The sequence below is a fragment of the Bradyrhizobium sp. 195 genome (assembly GCF_023101665.1).
Taxonomy (GTDB): Bacteria; Pseudomonadota; Alphaproteobacteria; order Rhizobiales; family Xanthobacteraceae; genus Bradyrhizobium.
Window position 1 is genome coordinate 55824 of record NZ_CP082162.1, and the last position, 24607, is coordinate 80430.

A 24607-nucleotide genomic window follows, 5' to 3' on the forward strand; every position below is an offset into this window, starting at 1 on the left:
GGGCCGCCATGTGGCCGGTGACGCTACCTACGAAGGCTCCCTTAATGCATCCTTTTGCTTCCGCGGCGCCCGGCAGTCAGCACAACAACCGCCAGGCTATCGGGCCGTCGATCCAGGGCGGCCTTTTAGTTTGCGCGTGCAAAAGCGGCGCTACAGTCTCCAACAATGCGGTAGCCCATTCGCTTTTGGCAGCCGGCACGGCGATGAAATGCATTCTTAACCGTACCGAGATTGCAACAGTGCTCTTGCGCACAGTTAACGTGATTCGAAGCAGACGGACCTAGTCTGTGTTCCGGGATGTCAACCATCGAGCGAATCACCTCGTGGGCTGCCCGCCTACGTACAGGCTTGCCAGGGCAGTCCACATTCGACGGCGCAGCGCGTCCGAGGCGCCGGACCGCCTCGACGCGCCCAATTGTCGTTCTCGTGCTATGCAGTGCATTCCTGATCGCGCTGGTGGTGGGCGTGATCTCCCTGATCCTGTCTAACCTGCGTCACCACGCCATCGAACAGAGCAAGCAGCAGCTGCTGGCTACCGCAACCGTGCTTGCCCGGCAGGCGGCCCGCGACTTCGAGTCAATCGGTCTTATTGATGCCAGCCTGATCGAATACATGGAAACACTCGCCATCGTTTCCGATGAGCTCTACGAGCGCGCCATGGTGGGACGCGGCATTCACCTAATGCTGAAGGACAGGATCAGCGGCTTCCCTCACATCGGCGCGGTCATGCTAATCGGCGCCGATGGCAGGCTCATCAATTCGTCGCAGGCCTGGCCAACCCCACAACTCAATTTCGCTGGTCAGGACTTTTTCGAGGCGCTGAAGGCCGACCCGCGATTGGGCTCGATGCTTGGCAAACCGACGCGGGATCGCGAGACGGGCGCCTGGACCACATATTTCGCCCGTAAATTCAGGGGATCGAACGGCGAGTTCCTCGGCCTGGTTGTCGGCACGGTCAAGTCGCAGTACTTCGAGGAATCTTACGCAGCTATCGCGCGCGGGACCGATGAGTGGATCGCACTGTTTCGCGAGGATGGCATGATGCTCGCGCGCTATCCGCATATCGATTCCTTTATTGCACAACCCTTTGTCCACAGCCTCAGCGGCGGGACGACGCAAGGGTCCAGCAGCGGCGCGGCAGGGCAGCGCCATGTGCTTGATGATTCGGAGCGGTTGACAGCACAGGCGCGGCTTTCCAACCTTCCGATCAATCTGATTGCCAGCACGACTGTCGTCGCCGCGCTCGCGGACTGGCGGACCGAGGCGGGGTATCTGATCGGGCTCTCTATAGTCCTCGTCGTGGCGATCGGCGGTACCGGCGCCGTCGTTGTGCAATTTTTTCGCCGGCAAAGCATGCAGCTCGATTCCACGCTGAACAATCTGTCGCAAGGCGTCTGCATGTACGACGACCACCGCCGCCTGATTCTGTGCAACGATCGCTATGCCGAGATGTACCATCTGCCAAATGAACTGACACGGCCCGGAGCCGCACTGCGCGAGATCCTCGAGCATCAGATTTCGCTCGGTCCCTATCCGGGAGGCAGCCCTGATAAGTATGTGCCCGAGATGATGGCTATCGTGATCGCCTGCAAACCGGCGAGTACCGTGACGGAATTCTCCGACGGGCGGGCTATACTAGCTGTGTTTCGGCCCGTGCCGGGTGGCGGCTTTGTCACCACCGTAGAGGATATCACCGAGCAAAAACACGCCGAGAAGCGGATCGCGCACATTGCTCATCATGACTCACTAACCGGTCTGCACAATCGCGCGGCGTTTTCCGACCATCTGGCGATGACCATTGACGAGAGTCTACGCGCGGCCGGGACGTTTGCAATCCTGTGCCTCGACCTCGACCGTTTCAAGGAGGTCAACGACCTTTACGGCCATCTGGTCGGCGATGCACTGCTGCGCGAGGTGGCGCGGCGTCTGCAAGCCGTTGCCGATGGTGCCTTTCTAGCACGCGTTGGCGGAGACGAATTCATCGTGATCTCTATCGGAGACGCACGGGGGACGGCTGTCGGTCAACTGGCTCAGCAATTCAGGACCGCGCTCAGCGGCGACATTGAGATCGCCGGACGGCAGGTGCGCATTGGACTGAGCATCGGGATCGCTTCCTTTCCGATTGATGGGACCGACCCGACGACCCTTCTCGCCAACGCGGATGTGGCACTCTACCGCGCTAAGGCTGAAGGGCGCGATACGATCCGATTCTTTGAGGCCGACATGGCTGCGCAATTGCGCGATCGGCGCGAACTGCAGCACGATCTACAATCTGCTATCGCGAACGACGAACTGCGACTCGATTTTCAGCCGCTGGCAAGCATCCGTGGCGAGATCGTGGGTTTCGAGGCGCTGGTCCGGTGGCACCATCCGAGCCGCGGCGTGGTCGCACCCGGTGTTTTCATCCCACTCACGGAAGAGAACGGGCTGATCGTCACGATGGGCGAATGGATTCTGCGTGCTGCGTGCCGCGAAGCTGCCTCCTGGCCGAACCAGTTGCGAATTTCCGTCAATCTGTCGCCGGTGCAGTTTCGGAACGATGGCATCGTGCGGCTCGTTCACGAGACTCTGATCGACACTGGATTGGACGCTGGTCGGCTTGAGCTCGAGATCACGGAAGGCGTTCTCATCGACGACTTTTCCCGTGCAGTGTCGATCCTGCGGCGCCTCAAATCGCTCGGTGTGCACATCGCGCTCGACGATTTTGGCACGGGCTACTCGTCGATGTCCTATCTGCAGGCGTTTCCGTTCGACATGATCAAGATCGACCGCAGCTTCATATCGAACCTCGAACGCAGCGCACAATCGAAGGCCCTGTTGCGTGGCGTCATCGGACTAGCGCGCGGGCTTGAGCTTCCGGTGACCGCTGAGGGCGTCGAGACGCGAGCCCAGCTCGATGTTCTCACCCGTGCTGGCTGCGATCTCGTGCAGGGCTTCCTAATCGGAAGGCCTGCGGCAATTGAGGGCTATGCGGAAGTCGTGGGTCGGCCAGCTAGTCTGGATCAGCAGGGCATTCGGGCGGGCCAGGCCTCGGCGGCACGGGGCAAGAGATGAATATTGTGCAGGTGAACCGAAAATCCCAACCGGGGATGGAATGATGGACTTAAAATTGATCTTGACGGCAACCGCCCTGTGCATCGCAGGCCATTCGGGGATCGCTGAGGAACTGACCGGCACACTGGAGAAAATCAGGAGCTCCGGAACGATCACGATTGGGCATCGAGAATCGTCAATTCCTTTTTCGTACTATGACAAAGACGAGAAGGTCGTGGGCTTTGCGATGGACCTTTGCTACGTCGTTGCCGAAGCTGTGAAGGCTAGGCTTGGCCTGGCAAAGCTGGAGGTCAAGCTGGTGCCGATCACGCCGTCGCTTCGCATTCCCTCCATATTGTCCGAGAAGATCGATCTCGCATGCGAAACAATGACTAACAACCTCGAGCGGCAAAAGGTCGTGGCTTTCTCGACTACATATTTCGTCGCCTCTAATCGGTTCGTCTCCAAGGCAGCCGCAAATCTGCGGACGCTGGATGACCTCAAGGGCAGAACGGTGGTGTCGACCATAGCATCAACCAATCTCAAACAGATCAGCGAGCTCAATGTGCAGCGCCATCTTGGCCTCACCATTATCGCGGCCAAGGACAATTTCGAGGCCTTCCGCATGCTGGAATCGGATCGCGCGGCCGCAGTCGTCATGGACGATATCCTACTGTACAGCCTCGTGGCCAACTCGGCGGCGCCCGCTAACTACGTGGTCTCGGACGACGCGCTGTCGGTCGAGCCGTACGGCATCCTGCTGCGGCGCGACGATCCCGCCTTCAAGCGGGTAGCTGACGATGCGCTTGCGACAATCTTTCGCAACGGTGAAATCAGCAAGATCTACGCCAAATGGTTTCTCAACCCTATTCCTCCGAACGGCATCAGCCTCAATGTGCCTTTGAGCGCAGCGCTGAAGCGCGTCATCGACAATCCGACAGACAGCGGCGATCCAGAGGCGTATGCGATGCGCTAGCGGATGCGTTTTTATACAACGCAATCCGACGAACTGCTGCCCGGTCACCGGCCGGGCGAACTTGACGATCATCGCGTTGGATCGCAGCGCTCCGGGCCATCATGAACGCTTGGCGAGCTAGTTATATTCATCATTTGTCTTCTGAGGCAAATTCTCGGCTCAGATTTCCGCTTTCGATTTTCGATCGACTTGAGCTTCAGGGGGCAGGCTTTTCGGCAGAACTCCAAGAAGCGAACCTGGCGCCGGATGTTCGAGCAAGGCTGGTCCAATCACGGGGCCGGCTTCGTGCTCCTCGACGGTGCGGCAGTCGTCGGCTTCATGGGCACCATCGTCGCCCGTCGGCAAATGCATCAGCAACGTTTCGTCGTGAGCCGTTCACCCGAAGGCGTGGCCACTAACTAACTCTGCCGGGCCTAGGCGCTGATCAACTGCGCCTTCGGTCGGCTGTTGGAGTTGCGCAAGCCGCTTTTCGAGCTCTGCCTTTTTAGCGACTATCCTTGAGGAGAGGATCTCATCGACGTCTGTGTGGAGGGCCCACAATTCATCGATGGACATGCTCGTGAGTTGCTCTTTATCCATAATCGCACCCGAACCAGCGCCCCGTTGGTCCGTTGACGCGAGGTCGGGAGGCCGCCGGTGTGAACGGCATGCCCCAAACGAATATAGCATCCAGCGTCCGCTTTGATTCATTCGACCTTGAGCCGAACAGACTGGTCATAGCTGTGGTCGAGCGGCCCTGAACATGCAGCCTAAGTGTCTTTGGCAGCTGTGCTTGGTAAAACTTGTTCCGGCAGCCAAGTCCCTGGTGTCTTACAAGCGCTTCTCTTGATGCGGTTGCCGGTCCTGGACCATTGCCGCTCAAAAGCAACGTTGGAAGTACATGCCTGGCCTCACCGTAAGCTGATCAGACAGGGCGCCAATCCCGGACACCAAGTCCTCAATGCAACGTGAAGGGTGAGTGCGCATCAGCGCCTCGGATGAAAGGATTATTTGGCTTAGCCGCATCTACGTCGGGCACTGAAAGCCCCACTGCGGGATAAACCGATGGCCGAAATTGGCTGCCTAGGCCGCTCCTCGCCGCGGGAACTCATACCACTCTCTTTGGCACTCTGCCGCCGTGGAGAGCTGTCCGCCGGCCTGCGACCGCATCCCCTTCACTCTAGCATCACTATTGAATTGTTCTACAATTGAGAGTTGAATGTCGGCATTTGAAGAATGGGGGCTGATTTTGCTTCAGCTGGAGGCACATCTTGAACTGTCCGATGTGCTTCGTTTGATCGAAGAAAAGCTGGGAGCAGGTGTCTGGCGCTGTGATGCAGCCGGCCAGATGCAATGGTCGCGTGGCTTTTTTTGGCTGCTCGGATTGGATCAGCATGCGGTGTCGCCTTCATACGCGGAAATCCAACAAAGAATTCATCCGGACGATCGCGGTCCGAATCGCGGTCCCAGCGAGTTGATGACAGATCGGACGTTGCTCGACGGCGAGTTTCGTATTGTTCGGCCCACTGGCGCCTTGCGCTGGATTCACTCCCACACAGAGGTGCTGCTAGATAGAGCAGGTGAGCCGGAATGTATCTTGGGGATTGCTCTCGACATTACCGCGCAACGTCGGTTGCTCCAGACGCTACGAAGTGACGCCGAGCGTTACAGCGCTTTGACCCAAGTGGTAGGCGGCCAGCTGTGGATCGGTAGTTCCGATGGTCGGATCACAGCACTGCCGAATGGCGAGAAGACACCGGAGGCAAATCAGTTCTTTGGCAAAGGCTGGGTCGATCTTCTTCACGAAGACGAGCGTGAGGCGGCCGTGAGAAACTGGACGGCCTCGGTCGAGACGGGACGGCAGTACAGTGTCGAACATCGGCTGCGACAGCCCGACAATACATATCGGTGGTACCGTTGTACGGCAGTGCCTGTCACCAATGCGGATGGCAGCATCCAGGAATGGATGGGTCTCTCCATTGACGTGCATCAGGAAAAGCTCTCCGTCCAACGCGCGGCGACATCGCAGCTTACGGGCGCGCAACTGCGCGCAGCCCGCGGCATCTTAAATTGGTCTGTGAAGCAATTGGCCGCGCGAACAGGGATTTCGTCGGCCGTCATCCGTCGGCTTGAGGAATATGATGATGCTCCCCCAATACCGGACGAGACTATGGATATCCTTCGCCGGGTCTTTTGGGATGCGGGAATCGAGTTCTTGTTTCCGTCTGTGGGTAAGCCTGCAGTTCGGCCGCGACAATGATCGAGACAGGTTGTCGCAGCCTTGCTCTTCTCACTCGCCATGAATGGCTTGGAAGGACTGTCTTAGCACTCAGTTTTGGGGTTCCGCGCGCATTCCGCGGCCCAGCGAGCTAAAAATTTGCGAAGAGCGCGACCCAAGTTTCGTGACAAGGCGCTGAAACGGCAATTTTTGCTCGCATGAGGAAAATTAGAATCAAATTCTTCTTTAACCAACTAGCAGGCAATTGTCTTCACCATCGTCTACACGCTGAGGTAGGGGGGGAAGCGTTAGTTGCAGTTTCAATTGAGTGAATCCTAGGATCTTTTTGGCGTCTCCCCCGAAAAGCCGTCGTCGGTTGCGGCGACTAAGTGCGTCACATTCAAATCCATTCTTGTCGATCGTTTTTTAAGGGTCCGATGACCCGCGGAGTATTGCCATGCCTTTCAAAGTCAAACTTCGGATTCGTGGCCGGCTGATTTCGGGATTTTTTGCCGTGTGCGCGCTTATCGCGCTTTCTGTCGGGTACACAGTGTTTGCGGTCGGCGGGATTTCCACGACCGTGGATCGCATGGTGAACCTGCGCACCCCCGTCGCAATCGCGAGCACGGAGCTGGTCGGCAATCTCTATTCCACACTGGCGACACTGCGTGGCTATCTCCTGACCGGAAATCCGCAAGGCAAGCTCGATCGGGCCGCGATGTGGAAGGAAATGGATGCCACAATTGCTGCCTTCGATGAGAAGGCGGTACGTTTTACCAACCCGGAGAACAGCCGAAAATGGGCCGAGGCCAAGGCGCTGCTCGCTGAATTCCGAGCTGCGCAAGACAAAGCCGAAGCCATCGCGTTCACTTCCGAGGCATATCCGGCGACCAAGCTATTGGTGACCGAAGTCGGTCCGCGCGCCGAAACAATCTTTTCCGAGATCACCAGAATCATCAACGAGGAGGAAGGTCTGGAGGCGACGGCGGAGCGAAAGCGACTGCTGAAAGCCATGGCAGACACGCGCGGCAATTTTGCCGCAGCCACTGCTCAACTTCGCATGTACCTCCTGTCGGGCGAAAAGAAGGACAAGGAAATATTCTTCAAGCCGTGGGAACTCTTTGAAAAAGGCTATACTGCGGTGAGTGCGAAGAAGGACCTACTCACGCCATCGCAGCTGCTCTCTTTCGAGAAGATCACGAAGGCGCGTGGCGAATTTGTCCCCCTTTACGAGAAGATGTTCGCGCTCCGGGAGTCCGCAGACTGGAATGCAGCCGTGCATATTCTCGTAACGGAAGCGGCGCCGCGCGCGATGAAAATTCTCGATCTGCTTGACGGGCCGAAAGGAGCCGATGGCACCCGCTTTGGAGGAATCAAGACGAATCAGAAGAGAATGCTTGCCGAAGAAAGCCATCAGGTGCAGACCAGTATATCCTTCCTGAAGCAGGTCCTGTGGGGCTTGCTCGCGGCAGGACTTGGCCTCGGCACCGCGATTGCGTTGCTGACCGCTCGGACGATCGCGCGCCCGATCCAGGGGATGACCGCCGCCATGGGCAGCCTCGCGGGAGGCGATACGTCCACGGCGGTCCCCGGCATGGGCCGCGCCGACGAGGTCGGCGAGATGGCGGAAGCGGTTCAGGTCTTCAAGGACAATATGATTGAAACGGACCGGCTGCGCGCCGAACAAGCGCAATCGGAGGCTCGTGCCGCTGCCCAACGCAAGGCCGACATGCACCAACTCGCCGGCCGGTTCGAGGATGCCGTCGGAGAGGTCATCGAGACGCTATCGTCGTCTTCGACCGAGCTTGAGGCAGCGGCCAAGACCCTGAGCAGGACGGCCGAGAGCACTCAGGAGCGCTCCAGCATGGTAGTTGCGGCTTCTGAGGAAGCCTCTACCAACGTCCAATCGGTTGCTTCCGCCACCGAAGAGATGAGTTCATCAGTCACCGAAATCAGCCGCCAGGTGCAGGACGCAGCTAGGATTGCCGGGGCGGCAGTGGATCAGGCGCAAAAAACTAACGATCGCGTCAACAAGCTGTCGCAGGCGGCAACTCGTATCGGCGACGTGGTCGAACTGATCAATACGATCGCCGGACAGACCAACCTTTTGGCCCTGAACGCAACGATCGAAGCGGCCCGGGCCGGCGAGGCCGGACGCGGCTTCGCTGTCGTTGCTTCCGAAGTCAAGGCGCTCGCGGAACAGACCGCGAAGGCGACTGGAGAGATCAGTCATCAGATCACCGATATACAGGCGGCCACCCAGGATTCCGTCGTCGCGATCAAGGAAATCAGCGGCACGATCGGTCGGATCTCGGAAATCTCTTCGGCCATTGCCGCCGCGGTAGAAGAACAGGGAATGGCTACGCAGGAAATAGCGCGCAACGTCCAGCAGGCCTCGCAAGGTACTCACGAGGTCGCCTCCAATATCACGGAGGTGCAGCAGGGAGCCACCGAAACCGGTTCAGCCTCAAGTCAGGTGCTGGCCTCAGCGCAAATGCTCTCGAACGACAGCGCGCGGCTAAAGTCAGAGGTCGAAAAGTTCCTGGCCACTGTACGTGCAGCTTGAGGTCCGCATGACAAGTACCTCAACATCAGCGGGTCACGCTGGAGTGGTCGCAGCGACAATCTGTGATGGAGCGTCCGAGCCGGCGGCTGCCAACATCATCCCGCTGCCATTTAGTCCAGAGCGATACCTGATCGTCCAGATCAGAACGGACTGCGAGTTGCTGCGACGGAATGTCAAGGTCGTTATCGAATGCCTTAGAGCTCTCACTGGTCTGCTTGAAGATGTGGATGGCGGATCGATACGTGAGGAATTTCAACATCGGCTGTCGCGGCTGAACGAGCTGCTCGTGCTTCGGCTTGATCAGCTATCCGCCGCGGATCGCTTGCTGCAGGAGGTGCTGCCGTATGCCTGACGCGGGATGGATTGTACTGCAGCGCGTTCGTCCTTCAACACCTCGATGTAGGCGATAACATCGTGCCCCGTCGCGCGGAGCGCCGCAAGGGAGACCGCTCGGCGCCGCATACAGGAATAGTTGCGATGCGAGCGAGATTACCTGATGCCAGTAGGCCCCCGGTCAGATGTGCCCTTTTCCACCCATCGCATCCTCGATCATGGATGCCAGCGCACCTTTATCGCTCCGGTTGGGTGCTAGACACTGTCGTACCAATGGCGCGCTCTACCTCTCTAGCCAACACGCCCAGATGATCGGCAAGCCTCGCGAACAACTCTCGTTTTCGCAGGTCGGTGGCTAGATCGCTGATCGATTTGCAATCGGCGGCATCGTTGCGGAGCTTCTCCAACTGCTCGTGCATGTCTCTCATCAGATTGCCTCCGGCAGCATCCTCTGTTCATTCAGTTGAATTGTACGCATCCGGTGAAGGCCCCTAGCTAGGCCGCTTTCTGGGGGAAGGCTGATCGCGCTTAGGCAGCGTGAGCTATGCTTTGAGGCTGCCAATTCCAAGGCAGCAGTTCGTCAATGCGCTTGGCAGGATGATCCGGCAGGCGCGCCAGCACGTCGGCGAGCCAAGCCTGTGGATCGATGTCATTGAGCTTGGCGGTGGCGATGAGGCTGTAGATGGCAGCCGCACGCCGGCCGCGCTCGTCGGACCCGGCGAAGGTCCAATTTTTTCGCCCCACGGCGACCGCCCGTAGCTCACGCTCGGCAGCATTGTTCGACATGCAAAGCCGTCCGTCATGAAGGAAGCGGCTAAATGCATCCCAGCGGCTGAGGCAATAATTGATCGCTTTGGTCGTGTCGTTGTTCCTGGAGAGCTTGGCGCGCTGCTCGCGTAACCACGCCTCCAGCTCGGCGATCAGGGAGCGGCTACGCTCCTGGCGCACACGCAAACGCTCCTGCGCAGTAAGACCGTTGATCTCGCGCTCGATGGCGAACAGGACATCGATGCGCTTGACTGCCTCGGTCGCGATCGGCGCCTTGCTGAGCCGCGCGAGATCAAAGAACTTGCGCCTGCCGTGCGCCCAGCACGCAGCCTCGATAATGGGGCCGCCCTTACGATTGGCCTCGTAGAGCCTGCCAAAGCCGGCGTAGGCGTCGGCCTGCATCAGTCCGGCATAGCCCGCCAGATGCTGCTCCGGATGCGCGCCGCCACGGTCGGGCGAGTAGAAGAACGCGGCCGCCGGCGGATCTGGGCCAGCAAACGGACGGTCGTCGCGGACGTAGGTCCAGAGCCGGCCGGTCCGGGTCTTGCCCTTGGCCAGGACTGGCACCGTGGTGTCATCGGCGTGGATGGGCTGCGAAGACGTGGTTCCGGATCACATCGACCAAAGGCATCAGGGTTGCCGCGGAGGCACCTACCCAGTCCGCGAGCGTCGATACGTCGAGATTAATGCCTTCACGCTGGTAGACGTCGCTCTGACGATGAAGCGGCAGGTGCAGGCCGTACTTGGCGAACAGGACATGGGCCAGCAGCTTGGGCCCTGCACGCCCGCGCGCAATCGAATGCGAGGGAGCCGGCGGCTGAGTGATCGCTTCGCAGGCCCGGCAGACGAGCTTCTCGCGCACGTGCTGGATCACCTTCCATTGGCGCGGAACGAGCTCCAGCGTCTCGGTCACGTCCTCGCCAATCTTGCGCAATCGGCTGTCGCCGCAGCATGGGCAGATGGCAGGCACCGGATAAACAATACGCTCCCGCGGCAAATGCTCCGGCAGCGGCCGGCGGGCTGGCTTGCGACGCTCGAACGATGGCACCGCAATCTTCTCGGCTGCCATCTGCGCTGCGGTCTCAGCTTGCGCCGCGTTCTCCTCCAGGTCAGCCAGCTGCAGCTCGAGCTGGTCCAGCAATGCGCCGCGCTCGGAGGACTGTCCGAACTGCTCGTGCCGCAGCTTCTTGATCGTGAGCTTGAGCTTCTCGATCAGCAAGCTCCCCGCCTGGGCCTCGGCTTCCGCGGCCAACCGGGCCGCTCGCTCGGCGCGCAGCATCGCCTGCAGCGTGGTCACATCGTCGGGAATAGAATCATCCGTGCCCATCGCCGACCAGAGAATCACAAGACGCGGTCTCTGTCCGAACCGCCGATCCCGCTACCGATTCAAATCCCAGCGATCAGCCGGCCGCCTGCGGTCGCCAGGTGTGTTGCGGCATCCGCCAGTCGATGCCCTCAAGCAGGTAGCCAAGCTGGGCTGGTGTGATCGTCACTACGCCATCAGCCGACGACGGCCACAGGAAGTGGCCCCGCTCCAGCCGCTTGGCGTAGAGCGACATGCCGAGCCCATCGTGCCACAGGATCTTGATCAGCTTGCCGCTTTTGCCACGGAACACATAGAGGTCGCCACCGTGCGGGTCTCGCTTGAAGGCTTCCTGCACCAGCAAGCCCAGCGAGTTCATGCCGCGACGCATATCGGTGTGGCCGGTCGCAATCCACACCCGCACGCCCGACGCAATGGGGATCACCGTAGGCGCCCATCTGCCAGCGCCGCCACGGCGGCCTTCAGCGTCGCCGCGTCGACCGGACCCGTGATCCGCATCCGAGCTCCGGTCGCAAACTCGATCTCGATCGCTCCGCCGCTGCTGGCCGGCGCGACTGGACAAGGCGTCGGCCCTGACTCCGCGACCACCATCGCCGGTACGAAGCCAGGTTGATCGGCGGCGTCCTTCGGCTCCGGCCGAACGAGCGTCGCCATCGCAACAGTAATGAGCGCGAAACGCCATACCGCCGCGCCGTTGCCGCGACTTGGCGCGGCGCCTGTAAGCTCTCCAGGACGATCTTGAGCTTCTCGTCCTCGGACCAGCGCCGTCGCCGGCCCGTGTCCACCACCTCAAGCCGTTCGACTTGGGCACTGCGCCTATCACTGTCCATAAGGACAGTTCTCAACAACACGCCTCATTCGGCAAGGCGGCCTTCACCGGACGGATACGTTGAATTGATGGAGGTATACTTGAGCTCCCGCCGATCCATTTCCGAACGGAGCAACTCAGCATAGTTACGAAGATTGTCACCAACAACGCGGGAGCGGCCGCCATTCGCGCGATCAGCCAACACTTGCCGCCGCACACTTTCCCAGAGAGACAATAAGGTCTGATCTTTCGAGCTTGAAAAGTTCATCCGCAGGCCCTCAGTATTTGGCCGCTCGGATCGTACCGCGTACCTCGTGAGCCGGATTGTTCGGTTGCCGACATAGCCGTGGTGAGGCTAAACGCTCGTTGCACATTGGCCACACCGTCTGCAGGTTGCAGGTCAAACGGGAGATGACGCGGAAGATGACAATGATTCCGTTTTGGCGCGGAAACGGAATACGGACGGTAAAATTCACGCTGCTTCTGCCACTATACAGGGTACTGAAAGGAGAGCATCATGCGCCAATAAGCTGCGGCTTACAGCTTCGTCCTGCGTCGCTCTGGACTTTCCAAAACAATCTCGATTCCGGTCTGGATGCCGCCCGCTCGATCGAGCACAAGGAGATGCTCGTCAAGGGTAGCTATGATCCGTTGTGTCTGGACGTTGCTCGCGTTCGCAGCAGCCGATACTAATCCTTGGAGATCCTTTCGCGTTCTACCTCGCCCATCACGTCCAAAGGCAATGTGCAGGGAAAGTTTCTCAGGAGCGGATGTAACCGAGGTCGAAAAATCTGTTTGCCACTCAGGTCCAGCACTTCCAGCACCGAGACCGAATCTTGCTCGCGTTACAGGAGTGGGCTGCCTAGTTTGGCGACCTCTCTCATTCATTTAATGTGCGCATCTGGCCCGTTTGCGAAGTAGCGACCTGCATCGGGGATGTCTGCTCAGTGAGGTAGGGGGACTCCTTTGCTCACGTTGAGTTGTTCTTCGCGTTCTGACCCGCACGAGCACGGGTAGAGTACGAGCAAATCTCGCCCAGCTATAATTTCGCCGGCGAACGCTTTGCGAGCTTCATCCACCAAAACCTGGTCGGGCACAGCACTCCGGCAAGCCAAGATTGGCCGGTTCTCGGTTGTGTGCATCCGCTTAGTCCTTAGGTGAAAAGCCGGAGGCCTTGACGATCGGCCTAGGCTGAAGGCCGGCCGAACTGCCTTGCGGGTACTGCCAATCAAACCACGGGCTGCGGGTCAGGGTGCAGACCCCGAACAACCGGAGGTTCGGCGAACCGGTCCGGGGCTCAATTCGACATCGACGCGGCGGGAGCATCGGAAGCCATGCGGGTCTGCCGCCTGTACGCCGAAAGGGAGGAGATCACGTCCCAGCTGTCTTGGGCCGCGCTGGTCGCCATCTGCGCCTCTACGGTGTCGGCCAAAGCGCGCCAAAACCTAGACCATCGTATCGTGGCGGCAAAACGCGTGGCTCTGCGGCAGATCAAGGAAGCGGAACGGTCGCTAAGTGCTCAGGCTGGCTCCGGCATCGGGCAGGACTCCTGGCGCCGCAGAGTGAAGCAAACTCACTCCCTTGAAACGATTGGCTGGACAGGCCGCCCAACTTCGCGCTGGCAAGCGCGAGCACCTACTGCGGAAGGCTTGGGTCGCATCGAAGCGAGTGGCTGCCTTCCCTCCGGCCTGCAACCACTGAATTAGGCGGCGGATTCACAGGGCGGTTCCAGCGTCGACGAAGTGCGTAGAGGAACCCACGGAACCACTCGCCGCGCAGGACGTTAGGGAGGGTTCGGGCCACGGGGGGCTTTGCCCAATGTCCCTTTTTGAACAGGCTGGCTGGTACTGGGCCGTCCTCCTCTCCCACCGAGAGCACCTTTATGTCGAATGTCGAAGACTTTCCGCTCGCTGCTCGTCGCCCGACGGAGTTCGAAGCGTTGGTCGCGGCTGGACACGCCGCCCTCGATGCCATTCCTGGGGCGGTGTACCTCTGTGACGCCGAAGGATGGCTCGTTGCTTACAACAGCGAGGCCGTGGAATTGTGGGGACGAATACCAGACGCTTCCACGAAAGAGCGCTTCTGTGGTTCGCATCAGCTGTATCTGCTGGATGGAACGCCGCTCGCCCATAGCGACTGCCCGGTGGCCACAGCGGTACTTCTCGGGACGCCTACGCGCAATGCCGAAGTCATCATGGCACGGCCGGATGGGTCCCGCTTTACGGCCTTGGTGAACATCCGTGCGTTGCGCGACTACTCCGGCCGCATTCAAGGCGCTATCAATTGTTTCCAGGACATCACGGGACGCAAGCAGATCGAGGAGGAAGCTCGTCGGACGACACAGGATCTGGAGGACTTCTTCGACAACGGCGCCGTCGGCCTGCATATTGTCAGCAGCGCGGGCATTATCCTCCGCGCCAACAAAGCTGAACTTGATATTCTCGGGTACAGGCCTGAGGAGTACATCGGCCGTCACGTTGCGGAGTTTCATGCCGACGCTCGGGTCATCGGCGATATCATTCAGCGGCTTTCGTGCGGCGAGCCACTCGACCGCTATCCTGCCCGGCTGCGAGCGCGTGATGGCTCCGTGAAGCATGTGCTGATTACGTCCAACAGCCGCTTTGTGAAAGATAAGTTCGTCAATACGCGCTGTTTCACCATCGACGTGACGAAATTGCATGCTGCCGAAGAGGCAAGGAAAGCCAGTGAAGCCCGACTGGCGGCAACCTATGAGGCCGCCAGCGTCGGCCTCTCCGAGGTCGACGAGAGCGGGCGATTCTTGCGGGTGAACGATTCTCTCTGCCGCATCACCGGACGCTCACGCGACGAACTGCTCGGAATGACTTTCTTCGACTACACCGATCCCGACGACCGGACAGAGGATGCCGAGTTGTATGCGCAGCAGGTGCGCGGCGACATCGCGAACTACACCACGCGCAAGCGCGCATTAAGGCCGGACGGGGCCGTACGACATCTCGATATTTTCAGTTCGTCGGTGCGGGATTCGGAAGGTCGCTTCCTTTACGGCGTGCGTGTCGCCCAGGATGTCACCGCCACTAAACAGCTGGAGGATCGCTTGCGCGGAGGGGAGCAGCGCATGCGCGATCTCCTCGAGGCGCTGCCCGCAGCCATCTATACGACCGACGCAGAGGGCCGAATCAATTTCTTCAATCGGGCCGCGATCGAGATGGCCGGGAGAACGCCGCAGCCCGGCGACGAGTGGTGCGTAACCTGGAAACTCTATTGGCCTGATGGCTCACCGCTGCCGCACAACGAATGCCCAATGGCCGTCGCGCTGCGCGAAAACCGACCGGTTCGTGGTGCCGAAGCGGTGGCCGAGCGCCCGGATGGCGGGCGCGTGCCGTTCATTCCCTATCCGACGCCGCTGCGCGACGCGGCCGGAAACCTGGTCGGCGCTATCAACATGCTGGTCGACATCAGCGAGCGCAAGCGGGCTGAGAACGCCCAAAAGGTGCTCATCGACGAGCTAAACCATCGGGTGAAAAACACCTTGGCCACGGTGCAGTCCCTCGCGAGCCAGACTGCTCGTCATGCCGCAGACCTTGACGAGTTTCTGCCGACGTTTACGGGACGACTCCTTGCGCTCGCCCGTGCGCATGACCTGCTCACCAAGCGAAACTGGCAGGATGCTCCGTTCGAAAAGCTGGTGCACGACATCGTCGCCGCTGTTTCGGGCGGAGGGATGGTGACAGCGGGGCCACACGTCGATCTGGACGCGCGCACGGCGCTAAGCATCACCATGGTCCTCAATGAGCTTCTGACCAATGCCGCGAAATATGGCGCACTCTCAGTGCCAGAGGGATCGGTGTCGCTCACCTGGCGGTTCGGCGCCGGTGAGCGGCCGCAAAGCGTGCTGGAATGCGAATGGCGCGAACGTGGGGGACCACCGGTCACGCCGCCCAAGCGGCGCGGATTCGGCACCCGATTGATGGAGCGTTGCGTAGAGCATGATCTTGCCGGGGAGTTCGATCTGGTGTTCGAGCCGGAGGGGACCCGCTGCCGCATGGTGTTTCCCATCAAGGTTCCGGCGTCCAATGGCTGAGGTGTCTGGCGCCAGGGTTCTCCTCGTCGAGGATGAAGGGCTGGTCGCCCTCATGCTCGAAGACATGCTCGAAGAATTGGGATTGAAGGTGGTGGCCTCGGCTGCCCAAGTGAAAAAAGCCTGCGAGCTCGCGACCACGGAATCGTTCGATTTGGCGCTGCTTGATGTGAACCTTGCGGGCGACTTTGTTTTTCCGGTGGCTCGGATCTTACGCGACCGGAGGATTCCCTTCCTCTTCAGCACGGGCTATGGCGGACCTCCGCTTGAGGAGGAGTTCAGAAATGCGCCCACGATTGCGAAGCCGTTCTCCGTAGATCAATTGAGCGAGAAATTGCGGACGCTTTTTCCCAGTCTCTAGTCATGGGCATTCACCCCACTGGCGCTGCCACTGCTGGGCGCAGCATGATAGGCTAGTCGCGTGCGACCGGCGGAAGGATGCTCTAGCCGACAAGGCTCGCTTTCTCTGGAGGACTCGGAGGCGGCAGGCCATATTCCCTGGCCCGCTTGGCGGCAAGCTTTCGGTATGAGGCCGCCTGCTCGAGCAACTGGGATTTGAGGCCGAGTCGGATTCACTGGCCGCAAGCTTTTCGAGCTGGATCGCACGCTAATACTTGCGTGCATAGCCAAAATGAGCGCAGCTCCGGCCATCCCGTCTTCATTCCCTGTTGGTGAACCTTTCGGAGAGTCCTTTGTCGTGGCTTCCCGAGGACTCGTTCAAGTTATCGGTCAGACGGGAGGGTCTCCAGGTCCTAAGGGGTCGCATAAATGGGGAGGAGGATCACCAGGAGGGCCAGCGACAAGATGAAAGTCAGAAACACCGCCAATGCGACTGGATGTGCGATGCGCGGCTTCGCCGGTTTCGACATTGAAAACGATCTCTATGTGCAATGATCCGGTGTTATTTGGTGGTTCGATAGCTGGGTGTGGTTCAAAGTGTCGCTTGCCTATAGCGCGGCATGCACCAGCCGCACCCGGCCGCCAGACGGGTCCGAAAAGCGCGACGCCGATGGGGACGGCACGGTTGGAAGCTCCACTCGGCAACCCCATCTGCTGTCCGTTCTGCCGCAACTCGGCTGGACGTTACAAATAACGCAAAGGTCCACCAAGGAACCGATTTTTTAAGAGGGCAAGCCGGGCGATTTTTTGCCTTTCGGCTTCTGGCGCAGAAAGTTCACCGAAATCTCCTCGCCATTGACTCGGTCGAGCTGACATCGGCGATAAGCAAGACCGGTCGAGGAAAGCAGCAAAAAAAACTCTGCGAGTGCCAGCCCCTCGATCGAAGCCTCAACTTGAAGTGTTGCGCTTGCTTCTGACACATCCTTGATGATGCATGAGCGGCGCCAAGTGCCGTCAATGGCCATCATGTGCGCAGGGAGGGGGTGCTCGAAGGTAACACGTTGTCCGCCTTGGTCCGGTTCTTTTGCCATTGTCGGCGCCCCGAAGTGTTTTGTCGTTGCTAACGCAAAATCGACTAAGAGGTCGTAACCGGCTTCGGGAAAAAATGGCAAGAGGACGCCCGCCTGAGCGGAACACGGTAGGTCTTGGCTGAATCTATCCCGGGAACAAGTTGCAATTTCATGCGTTGAGGGACGTCGTTGGGGGAACCATCGTGCCAACCGCTGAGTACTATTTGAAGCAAGCTGAAATTGCGTCCCGGATGGCGTTGGCAGACCCGACCCAGAAAAATCGAAGGCCATGCATATCCTCGCCTTGGAGTATTACGACAAGGCCTACCTTGCGCAGGTCGGAGAAGCGTCCCCACCGCAGCCAACCTTCCCGCCCAATATCATCCAGAGGCAGTGAGACCGCCATAGTTGACGGGTTTCGGATGTTACCTCTTGGCCATTTGGCGAAGTGGCAGCATCACTCCACGAGGTCCGCTTATTGAGACATGGCGGACAAGATTTGCTAAGGCTGAGTTCTTCGCATTTTGACCCACACCGACCTCCAGCGCATTGAGCTGCCTCTGAGGGAGTGAACGAAGCTCGACGCCGGAACTATTGAGTTCGTTGCTATGTTTCTCCGGGCGCGGAGCACCAGCTCACATCCATTGCCCGCGAACTGGTGCCTTTCTCTATCGCAATTGGAGAGAACCTCGCGTATCAGCAACGATGGATCGGGGTCCGAACCCCTGAGCGAGCGGCTTGCCTCGTCGCGGTGTGCGCCGAGTATGGCATCGCACCGCACCTGGCGGCGGCTGGGAGCATCTTGCGGGGGTGGGCGATCGCGGCACGCGGGCAGGCGGTGGAAGGGATCGCGGAGATTCGCGGCGGTCTCGCGGCCGTCGAGCCGACGGGCGTGCGCATCCGTCGGCCCTATTATCTCGCGTCGCTGGCCGAAGCATCGGCGTGGGCCGGAGAAATCGAGCAAGGATTAACCGCGCTGGTCGAGGCTGCGCGCGTTGTCGAGGAAACCGGCGAGCGGCGATGGGAGGCGGAAATCTGCCGGTTAACTGGGGAGCTGACGCTTGCCAGGCGGAGCGGCGACGGGACCGAAGCAGAAGGGTGGTTTCAGCGTGCGCTAGACGTGGCGGGTTGCCAGAGCGCCAAATGCCTGGAGCTGCGCGCTGCCACCAGCTTGGCCCGGATCTGGCGCGACCGTGGCAAGCGCAGAGAATCCCGCGATCTCCTCGCGCCTATCTACGGCTGGTTCACCGAGGGCTTCGACACGTTGGATTTGAAGCAGGCCAAGTCCTTACTCGACGAGCTGGCGCAATGAAGGTGCTTGTGGTCGCGGCGGGCCACGTGGAAGGTCAGGTTATGGCCCATCAGCGAAGTCGTGGCGCACCTTATTGAGGTCCGCTCAGTGAGGCATGGCGGACTAGATTTGCTCAGGTTGAGTTCTTCGCATTTTGACCCGAAGCCGTCATTCCCGCGCGACCTTGGATTCACCTATCTTACCCCACATCCGAACCGGCTTCTCCTGCATGCCAACCCTTCTCTGTAGCCTGATAACGCTCTTCGTGTTTCACCAGCCAGCCGCCTTCAACCATCTTCTCTGCCAAAGCCTTCGAGCATGCCGGCTGGTTGCTGCCGGGGTAATACAGACCGTCTCTGCGCTCGACTATAAAGCCGTAGACGCGCACCAGGCGAAGCGCTTTCTGCATGCCGGGAATGAGAACTACGGTCGTGCTCGTCATTGCTTTCCAAGCAACGCCGCCACCGAACGTTCCCGAAGCCACTCGGCAAAACTTGCGCCAAATTTGTCGATTCCTAGCAGCTCGGAACGAGCGTGAGCCACTGCGGGTCGTGGGAGTGGAAAAGCTAAGGAGCGTCGATCACCCAGAGAGCGCGGAGGCCCGCGGCGGCCTCGGCGAGAACCGACCCATCCCCTAACGCGGGGACGGCCCATCGTCCGACGCCGGGTGGATGTCGCGAAGCTGGAGGTTGGAGTGATCCAGGTATCGCGCCACAGACCGAAATCTTAATCCTCTAAGCTGGAGAGTCGTTCTTTGCCAGATAGCTCCCCATGACGTGGATGCCGTCAACAGAGGCGGCTTACGGTTTGGAACATAAGCAAGTCGTGCGCAAAATGCGCTATGGCAAATGCGTCGGAAATCCACCTGGTTCGGGTCATGACCGATAATCGCGAGCATAAGCTCTGGGCGGTGGCGGCTCCTCGCGACCAAGCTCGATAGCGAATTGAGCGATCAGGAGGCAGAGGCCCTGAACCTCCGGCCGGGTGACGTTCGCGAGATCACGTCGCGAGTGAATTGGACCGCTCTCTATTTTTCCTTTTCCGCCAGCGAAACCCTGGATCCACCACTCGCGCGGTTGGAGGCGACGACGGCCCTTTGCCGGAACGGCGGATGCGGCTGCGGCGCCGCCAATTCCTGGCAATAAGTCCGATCGATATTGAACTGCATGAGCCCATAACAATCGCACGCGACCCTCTCCAGCCGTGCCCGATCGATTTCGATAAACCCGCGCCGGTCGGACGGGACGGCGCCGACCTCGCGTAGCTTGCTCATCGTCAGAGTCACTGTCGTCCGCCGCACCCCAACCAACTGCGCAAGCGCCTCATGCGTCACCGGAAGTAGGTCATTGGGTACGCGGTCGTGAAGCTGCAGGAGCCACCGCGCCAAGCGGCCGTCAACCCGGTGCAGCGCGTTGCAAGCGGCTACGTGCTGGAGCTGCAATAACACCGCGCGGGCGTGGATCTGCACGACGTTCCTGATGGCTGCGCTTTGCGCATAGGCCGCTCTAAATTTGGCGGCGGAAATCAGCGACGCTGTGCCCGCTATGCGAGCAATCGCGGTCACGGAGGAAAGCGAGGGGCCCAGCACGGAGAACGAGGCCAAGGCGCCCTCCCGTCCCATCAAGGTGGTTGCGACCGATTGCCCGTCCGGCATATCGAGCATGAAGGCGATCGCGCCGCTATGGGGAAAATAAACGGGATCGAGCTCATCGCCCGACCGGACAAGGACGGCGTCGGGTTCGAACGAGACCTTCTTGAAGTAGGGGGTGAGCAAGCCGAGATCCGCAGGCGGCAACGCCGCCAATAGCCGATTCCCGAGGCCAGCGCGGTGGGCGGTCACGATGCCTTCTCTGAACGAGCACTCAACGAACGAAGGTATCCGCTCATTTCACCCACGATGGTCATCCGAAATACGAATTGCCGAACGAAAGTATCAAAACAGAGCGATCAATCGAGATCAAGCTCGGATACTTGCGGGGAGCTCTTGCATACATCATACTATTCACGATGTGCCACTCAGCGCGGTCCGCGCGAAGTGAACGCGCAGCGAGAGTTGCGGCAGCGCGGGGGTCTGCTTTTGGGCCCAGCTCGGACTTCAAGCGATCTCGCTTTTCTGCCGCTGTTGAATGTTGAGCGGAGTCAGGCACGAGCGAGCGTGGGACCCGTCCTAATTGGAAAGCATGGAAGCAATCGACGAGGCCGAGAACTTCACTCCGCGCTCATTGGTAAAGCCCAACTCAGCGAGCTCGTGCGCGACGTCGCGTAAAGAGCGCTGGTGCCCCTTTGGTGATCGCCGGCGCAGACGCTTCGCTGTGGCCACCAGCTCCGGATTGAGCTCTGCCCAGCGTTTGCGACCCCCGGCTTTTCCAACGGCCTCACGCTTGCGCTGACGCGCCGCTCGTAGCTTCGCTACAGTAGTTGCCTTCTCGAATTGGGCGATGGCACCAAGGACCTGGCGGACCAAGACCGCGGTCGGGGTGTCCTCGACAAAAAAGTCAGGCGAGCTGGTCGGGATGAGCGTCACACCGAGATTGCGCAGGTGATCGTGGCCGGCGAGCTGAACTGCAAGGTCACGTGCGAAGCGATCGGGACTTTCGACGAGGATTGTTCTGACGCCGTTACCTGCGATCCGGTTTAGCATCGCCGCAAAGCCAGGCCGCTCGGCGATCGGATTTGCACCACTCATTGCAGCGTCGTAGAACTCGCCGACCAGCTCATAACCGTTCGCCCTCGCAAAGCTCTCGATCGCGGTGCGCTGTCGCCGGTCACTGTCCTTGTCGGTCCCGACGTTGGCGGCCGATGAGGTTCGGAGATAGGCAACAGCTTCAACCGATTTTACGTGACGCGCCATCGTCTTACCCCCATCCGTGTACAGATTTCTTGAGAAATTCCTGCGCCTCCCCGATGGCTCCGGCCGCAAGCGTTGGTGTTCAAGGTGGGGGTGAGGGGACTCCGTAGCGACGTCGGCGGAACGGGGCTCCTCCAAACCGCAGGAGCTACCCCACTGAATTTCTCGGCTCATCGAAGAGCAGCCTTAGCTGCTACGGTGACAAGCTACAGATGGTAGGTATTGCGGTCGAAGGCGCGGTATAGGACGCATCAGCTAAACGATATCCAAAGGGTCGTGCGAGCCGGTCGGCAAGCGATCGCTCCATCGCGGGCTGGAACGCAGCGGGTTCACTCTGGACAGACAGATCGTAATGCCAATGCCTCGCGCATTTGTCTGTTTGGCCATATGCCTCACGTCGCTGCTGGATATCGGCGCGCCAAAGCATGCCCCGATCTTCTCCCTCACGTCCTCAATCGGTGCCTCGCTGAACTTGGTGTGTTGGATGAAGGGGATGCCACGGGATCAGGCGAGCCGGGATCACCATTGCGAGAAGTCGATCTTGGCTAGTGCTTCACCGGGGTTGCGATCGTTGCCGCCGTTCCCGCGGTCGCCGCACGGCTTGGGGCGGCAATTGTCCTTCTTTGGCGGGTCGTCGTCCCGGGACGGCTGGCAACCGTCGTTCTTGGCGCTCTTGAAGTCGCCATCGTGCTTGGACTGGTCGCGCTTGCCATCATTCGAGTCGTTGTCCTTTCCGGCACGATCCGAGTAATCGCTCGTGCGGCCGTGATTCGAGCGGTCAGCTTGGTCGTCCACGGCCGATGCGGCATCGCCCGATCTTGTACCCTCTACGGCAAGCCCGGCGGAGCCAGCATCGCCAGCAGGTGCCGGGGCTGCGCTGCGGCTTGGAATTCCGACCTGCGACGGCCCGCTCGCAGAGGCAAGATGAACGATCATATCTGCTCCCTGAGTAATTTCGGGTCGGTGCGCTACGCTCACGCGCGTCATGTTTAGTTGCCGGAGATTCGCATTGATTTCTTTCTCCTTCTCGGTGTCGAGATGTGCCGTGCCCTCGTCCAGAAACAGGATCTTTGGTCGGCGATAGAGCGCGCGGGCAAGCAGTACTCGCTGTTTCTGCCCGCTGGATAACGAGCTTCCCATGTCGCCGATGAGGCTGTTGTAGCTCATTGGCATTGCCATGATGTCGTCGTGGATGCCGGCAATCCGCGCGCAATCGATCATCCCTTGCAGATCGAATGTTGTATCAAAAAAGCAGATATTGTCGGCAATCGACCCCGACAGCAATTGATCCTCCTGCATCACCGCGCCAATTTGCTCGCGATAAGCGCGCGGCCCGATCTGGCCCAACGGAAGGCCGTCGATTAGAACCTCTCCGCTCGTTGGCTCGAGCAGCCCAAGCATAATCTTGACAAGAGTTGACTTGCCGCAGCCCGATGGTCCCATGATCGTCACGAATTGTCCGGGAGCAACGCACAGATTGACGTTGTTAAGTGTCAGAGACTCTCCTTCTGCATACCGGAAGCAGACGTTGCGCAGCTCGATCTCGCCACGAATCGGTCGGAGATACGACAGGTCTCCGTCGTGCCCCCGCTCGAGCGGGGTGAGCGCAATGTCGGCGAGACGCTCCAGGTGCAGCCCGAGAATGCGGACGTCCACCAGCTTCTCGATCAGCAGCGCTGTCCGCTCAGCGAACTGCAGCTTGTAGCTGACAAACGCGAATATCATGCCAACCGAGATGAGGTTGTCTAGTGCGAGACGAGCGGCGAGGTAGATCGTGATTACATTCTCCAAGCCAAATATCGTGTCGTTCATCGCTTTGAAGCTGATCCTAGCCCGGCCTAGTCGCACGTTGGCGTTAATATACGCAGCATAGCGATTCAGCCACTGGCCCTCCCGTTCGTTCTCTCGGTTGAGCAACTTTAGGCTTTGCACCGCTCGCACGGTTTCGATGAAGGTAGAGTTCTCGTCTGCCTTGCTGTGAATGGCCACTTCGCTCCGTTGTCGGAACATCCCGAAGAGAGCGAGCCGCAGGGCGGCATACAACGCGAACGCCAGCAGGACGACAAGTCCGAGCTGGATACTGTAGGTGAACATCAACACCAGCATCAACACCGACATGAGACCGTCGATCAACCCCGTGATCAATCCCTCCGCGAGCACGTTGCGGATGGGCTCGATCGAATTGAAGCGCGACAGGATGTCGCCGATGTGCCGCTTTTCGAAGAATGAGAGTGGCAAGCGCACCAAATGATGAAACAGCCGCGCGCCGATTTGAAAGCTCAACGTGTTTTGCAGAACGAGAATAATGAAGGAGCGGGTTGCGGTCGAGGCGATCCGTATCAGGAGGAGGAGCGCGAATCCTAGCCCGAGTACGACCAGGAGGTCGACATCTCCCCTGGCGATGACCTCGTCAACCGTGAGCTGCATATAGAAAGGGGCGGCGAGGAGAAGAATTTCGATGACCACTGACAGAACTAGTATTTGGGCCAGAGCATAATTGCTTCCGTTCATTCCGCTCCAGAAAACCGAGAACGGCAGTCGCATTCTCTCATCTGTGCGGCAGAACGTTTCAGTAGGCGAGAGTTCGAGCGCGACCCCGGTAAGGTGCCTAGATGCTTCAGTGACAGGAAACCATTTCTCGCCCGCTGCCGGATCGTGCACCACGATCCCTTTCCTCCTGTACGCTTTCAGTACAACGAAATGAGCCATGTCCCAGTGCAGAATAGCCGGGACACGCAATTGGCAGAGATGGCCGATCTCGATTCGCAGCGGGCGACATGACAGCCCCAGGTGAGCTGCTATCTGCATGAGGTCCCGAAGAGTGACGCCCTTTAGGGACACTGGATGCCGCCGCCGCAGGCTGTTCAAGTCAGTTCGATGACCATGATAAGACGCCACCATGGCGAGGCATGCGAGCCCGCATTCCGTCGCCTCCGTCTGCCGGATGACCGGGAGGGATCTGCGTCCGCTGAAATTCAATAGTCCCTGCATGCG

At 59.6% G+C, this 24607-nt stretch carries 18 protein-coding genes and 1 pseudogene; 8 read left to right on the forward strand and 11 right to left on the reverse strand.

From position 1 onward, the window contains the following. Positions 1–297: 297 nt before the first annotated feature. Entirely contained in the window at positions 298–3054 is a 2757-nt protein-coding gene (locus IVB26_RS38980; RefSeq protein ID WP_247973710.1) for a bifunctional diguanylate cyclase/phosphodiesterase, read from the forward strand. Positions 3055–3094: 40 nt separating this feature from the next. Further along, a complete protein-coding gene (locus tag IVB26_RS38985; RefSeq protein ID WP_247973711.1) occupies positions 3095–4009 on the forward strand; it encodes an amino acid ABC transporter substrate-binding protein in 915 nt (304 codons plus the stop codon). Between the two features lie 159 nt (positions 4010–4168). On the opposite strand, the gene IVB26_RS38990 is transcribed toward IVB26_RS38985, so the two are convergent. Then, a complete protein-coding gene (locus IVB26_RS38990; RefSeq protein WP_247973712.1) occupies positions 4169–4366 on the reverse strand; it encodes a hypothetical protein in 198 nt (65 codons plus the stop codon). An 841-nt stretch (positions 4367–5207) separates the two neighbouring features. Between IVB26_RS38990 and IVB26_RS38995 the strand changes: the two genes are divergently transcribed. The 3 genes from IVB26_RS38995 (at position 5208) to IVB26_RS39005 (ending at position 9124) form a co-directional block, all read left to right on the forward strand. Then, entirely contained in the window at positions 5208–6248 is a 1041-nt protein-coding gene (locus tag IVB26_RS38995; RefSeq protein WP_247973713.1) for a PAS domain-containing protein, read from the forward strand. A gap of 415 nt (positions 6249–6663) precedes the next feature. Beyond that, a complete protein-coding gene (locus IVB26_RS39000; RefSeq protein WP_247973714.1) occupies positions 6664–8772 on the forward strand; it encodes a HAMP domain-containing methyl-accepting chemotaxis protein in 2109 nt (702 codons plus the stop codon). Positions 8773–8779: 7 nt separating this feature from the next. Further along, positions 8780–9124: a hypothetical protein gene (locus IVB26_RS39005; RefSeq protein WP_247973715.1), complete on the forward strand. Its 345-nt coding sequence runs from the start codon at positions 8780–8782 to the stop codon at positions 9122–9124. 217 nt (positions 9125–9341) lie between these two features. On the opposite strand, the gene IVB26_RS39010 is transcribed toward IVB26_RS39005, so the two are convergent. The 5 genes and pseudogenes from IVB26_RS39010 to IVB26_RS39030 all read right to left on the reverse strand — a co-directional run bounded on the left by IVB26_RS39010 (position 9342) and on the right by IVB26_RS39030 (position 12273). After that, positions 9342–9524: a hypothetical protein gene (locus IVB26_RS39010; RefSeq protein ID WP_404979109.1), complete on the reverse strand. Its 183-nt coding sequence runs from the start codon at positions 9522–9524 to the stop codon at positions 9342–9344. A 109-nt stretch (positions 9525–9633) separates the two neighbouring features. Further along, positions 9634–11200 (reverse strand): annotated as a pseudogene (gene tnpC, locus IVB26_RS39015) (IS66 family transposase). A 73-nt stretch (positions 11201–11273) separates the two neighbouring features. Continuing rightward, positions 11274–11621: an IS66 family insertion sequence element accessory protein TnpB gene (gene tnpB / locus IVB26_RS39020; RefSeq protein WP_247973716.1), complete on the reverse strand. Its 348-nt coding sequence runs from the start codon at positions 11619–11621 to the stop codon at positions 11274–11276. 37 nt (positions 11622–11658) lie between these two features. Next, a complete protein-coding gene (locus IVB26_RS39025; protein ID WP_247973717.1) occupies positions 11659–12027 on the reverse strand; it encodes a transposase in 369 nt (122 codons plus the stop codon). A gap of 24 nt (positions 12028–12051) precedes the next feature. Then, positions 12052–12273 (reverse strand): hypothetical protein, encoded by a 222-nt coding sequence (locus IVB26_RS39030; protein ID WP_247973718.1) that lies wholly within the window; start codon positions 12271–12273, stop codon positions 12052–12054. Positions 12274–13887: 1614 nt separating this feature from the next. Between IVB26_RS39030 and IVB26_RS39035 the strand changes: the two genes are divergently transcribed. Together IVB26_RS39035 and IVB26_RS39040 are read left to right on the forward strand one after the other, a co-directional pair. Next, positions 13888–16068 (forward strand): PAS domain-containing sensor histidine kinase, encoded by a 2181-nt coding sequence (locus IVB26_RS39035; RefSeq protein ID WP_247973719.1) that lies wholly within the window; start codon positions 13888–13890, stop codon positions 16066–16068. After that, the gene (locus IVB26_RS39040) at positions 16061–16426 is read left to right on the forward strand and encodes a response regulator (protein WP_247973720.1); all 366 of its coding nucleotides are present in this window, start codon (positions 16061–16063) and stop codon (positions 16424–16426) included. Before IVB26_RS39035 ends, IVB26_RS39040 begins: the two co-directional genes overlap by 8 nt. A 760-nt stretch (positions 16427–17186) precedes the next feature. Here the strand turns inward: IVB26_RS39040 and IVB26_RS39045 are convergent. Next, complete coding sequence (locus tag IVB26_RS39045; protein ID WP_247973902.1) at positions 17187–17495, reverse strand: hypothetical protein; 309 nt, start codon at positions 17493–17495, stop codon at positions 17187–17189. Between the two features lie 817 nt (positions 17496–18312). On the opposite strand from IVB26_RS39045, the gene IVB26_RS39050 reads away from it, so the two are divergent. Then, on the forward strand, positions 18313–18786 hold the full coding sequence (locus IVB26_RS39050; protein ID WP_247973721.1) for a hypothetical protein: 474 nt from the start codon (positions 18313–18315) through the stop codon (positions 18784–18786). Between the two features lie 178 nt (positions 18787–18964). Here IVB26_RS39050 and IVB26_RS39055 read toward each other — a convergent pair whose 3' ends face one another. The 4 genes from IVB26_RS39055 to IVB26_RS39070 form a co-directional block, all read right to left on the reverse strand. Continuing rightward, positions 18965–19207, reverse strand: a complete 243-nt coding sequence (locus IVB26_RS39055) for a hypothetical protein (RefSeq protein WP_247973722.1) — start codon at positions 19205–19207, stop codon at positions 18965–18967. Positions 19208–19792: 585 nt separating this feature from the next. Further along, complete coding sequence (locus IVB26_RS39060; RefSeq protein WP_247973723.1) at positions 19793–20605, reverse strand: Crp/Fnr family transcriptional regulator; 813 nt, start codon at positions 20603–20605, stop codon at positions 19793–19795. Between the two features lie 327 nt (positions 20606–20932). Next, on the reverse strand, positions 20933–21685 hold the full coding sequence (locus IVB26_RS39065; RefSeq protein ID WP_247973724.1) for a recombinase family protein: 753 nt from the start codon (positions 21683–21685) through the stop codon (positions 20933–20935). A 447-nt stretch (positions 21686–22132) separates the two neighbouring features. After that, entirely contained in the window at positions 22133–24604 is a 2472-nt protein-coding gene (locus tag IVB26_RS39070; RefSeq protein WP_247973725.1) for a peptidase domain-containing ABC transporter, read from the reverse strand. Between the last annotated feature and the right edge of the window lie 3 nt (positions 24605–24607).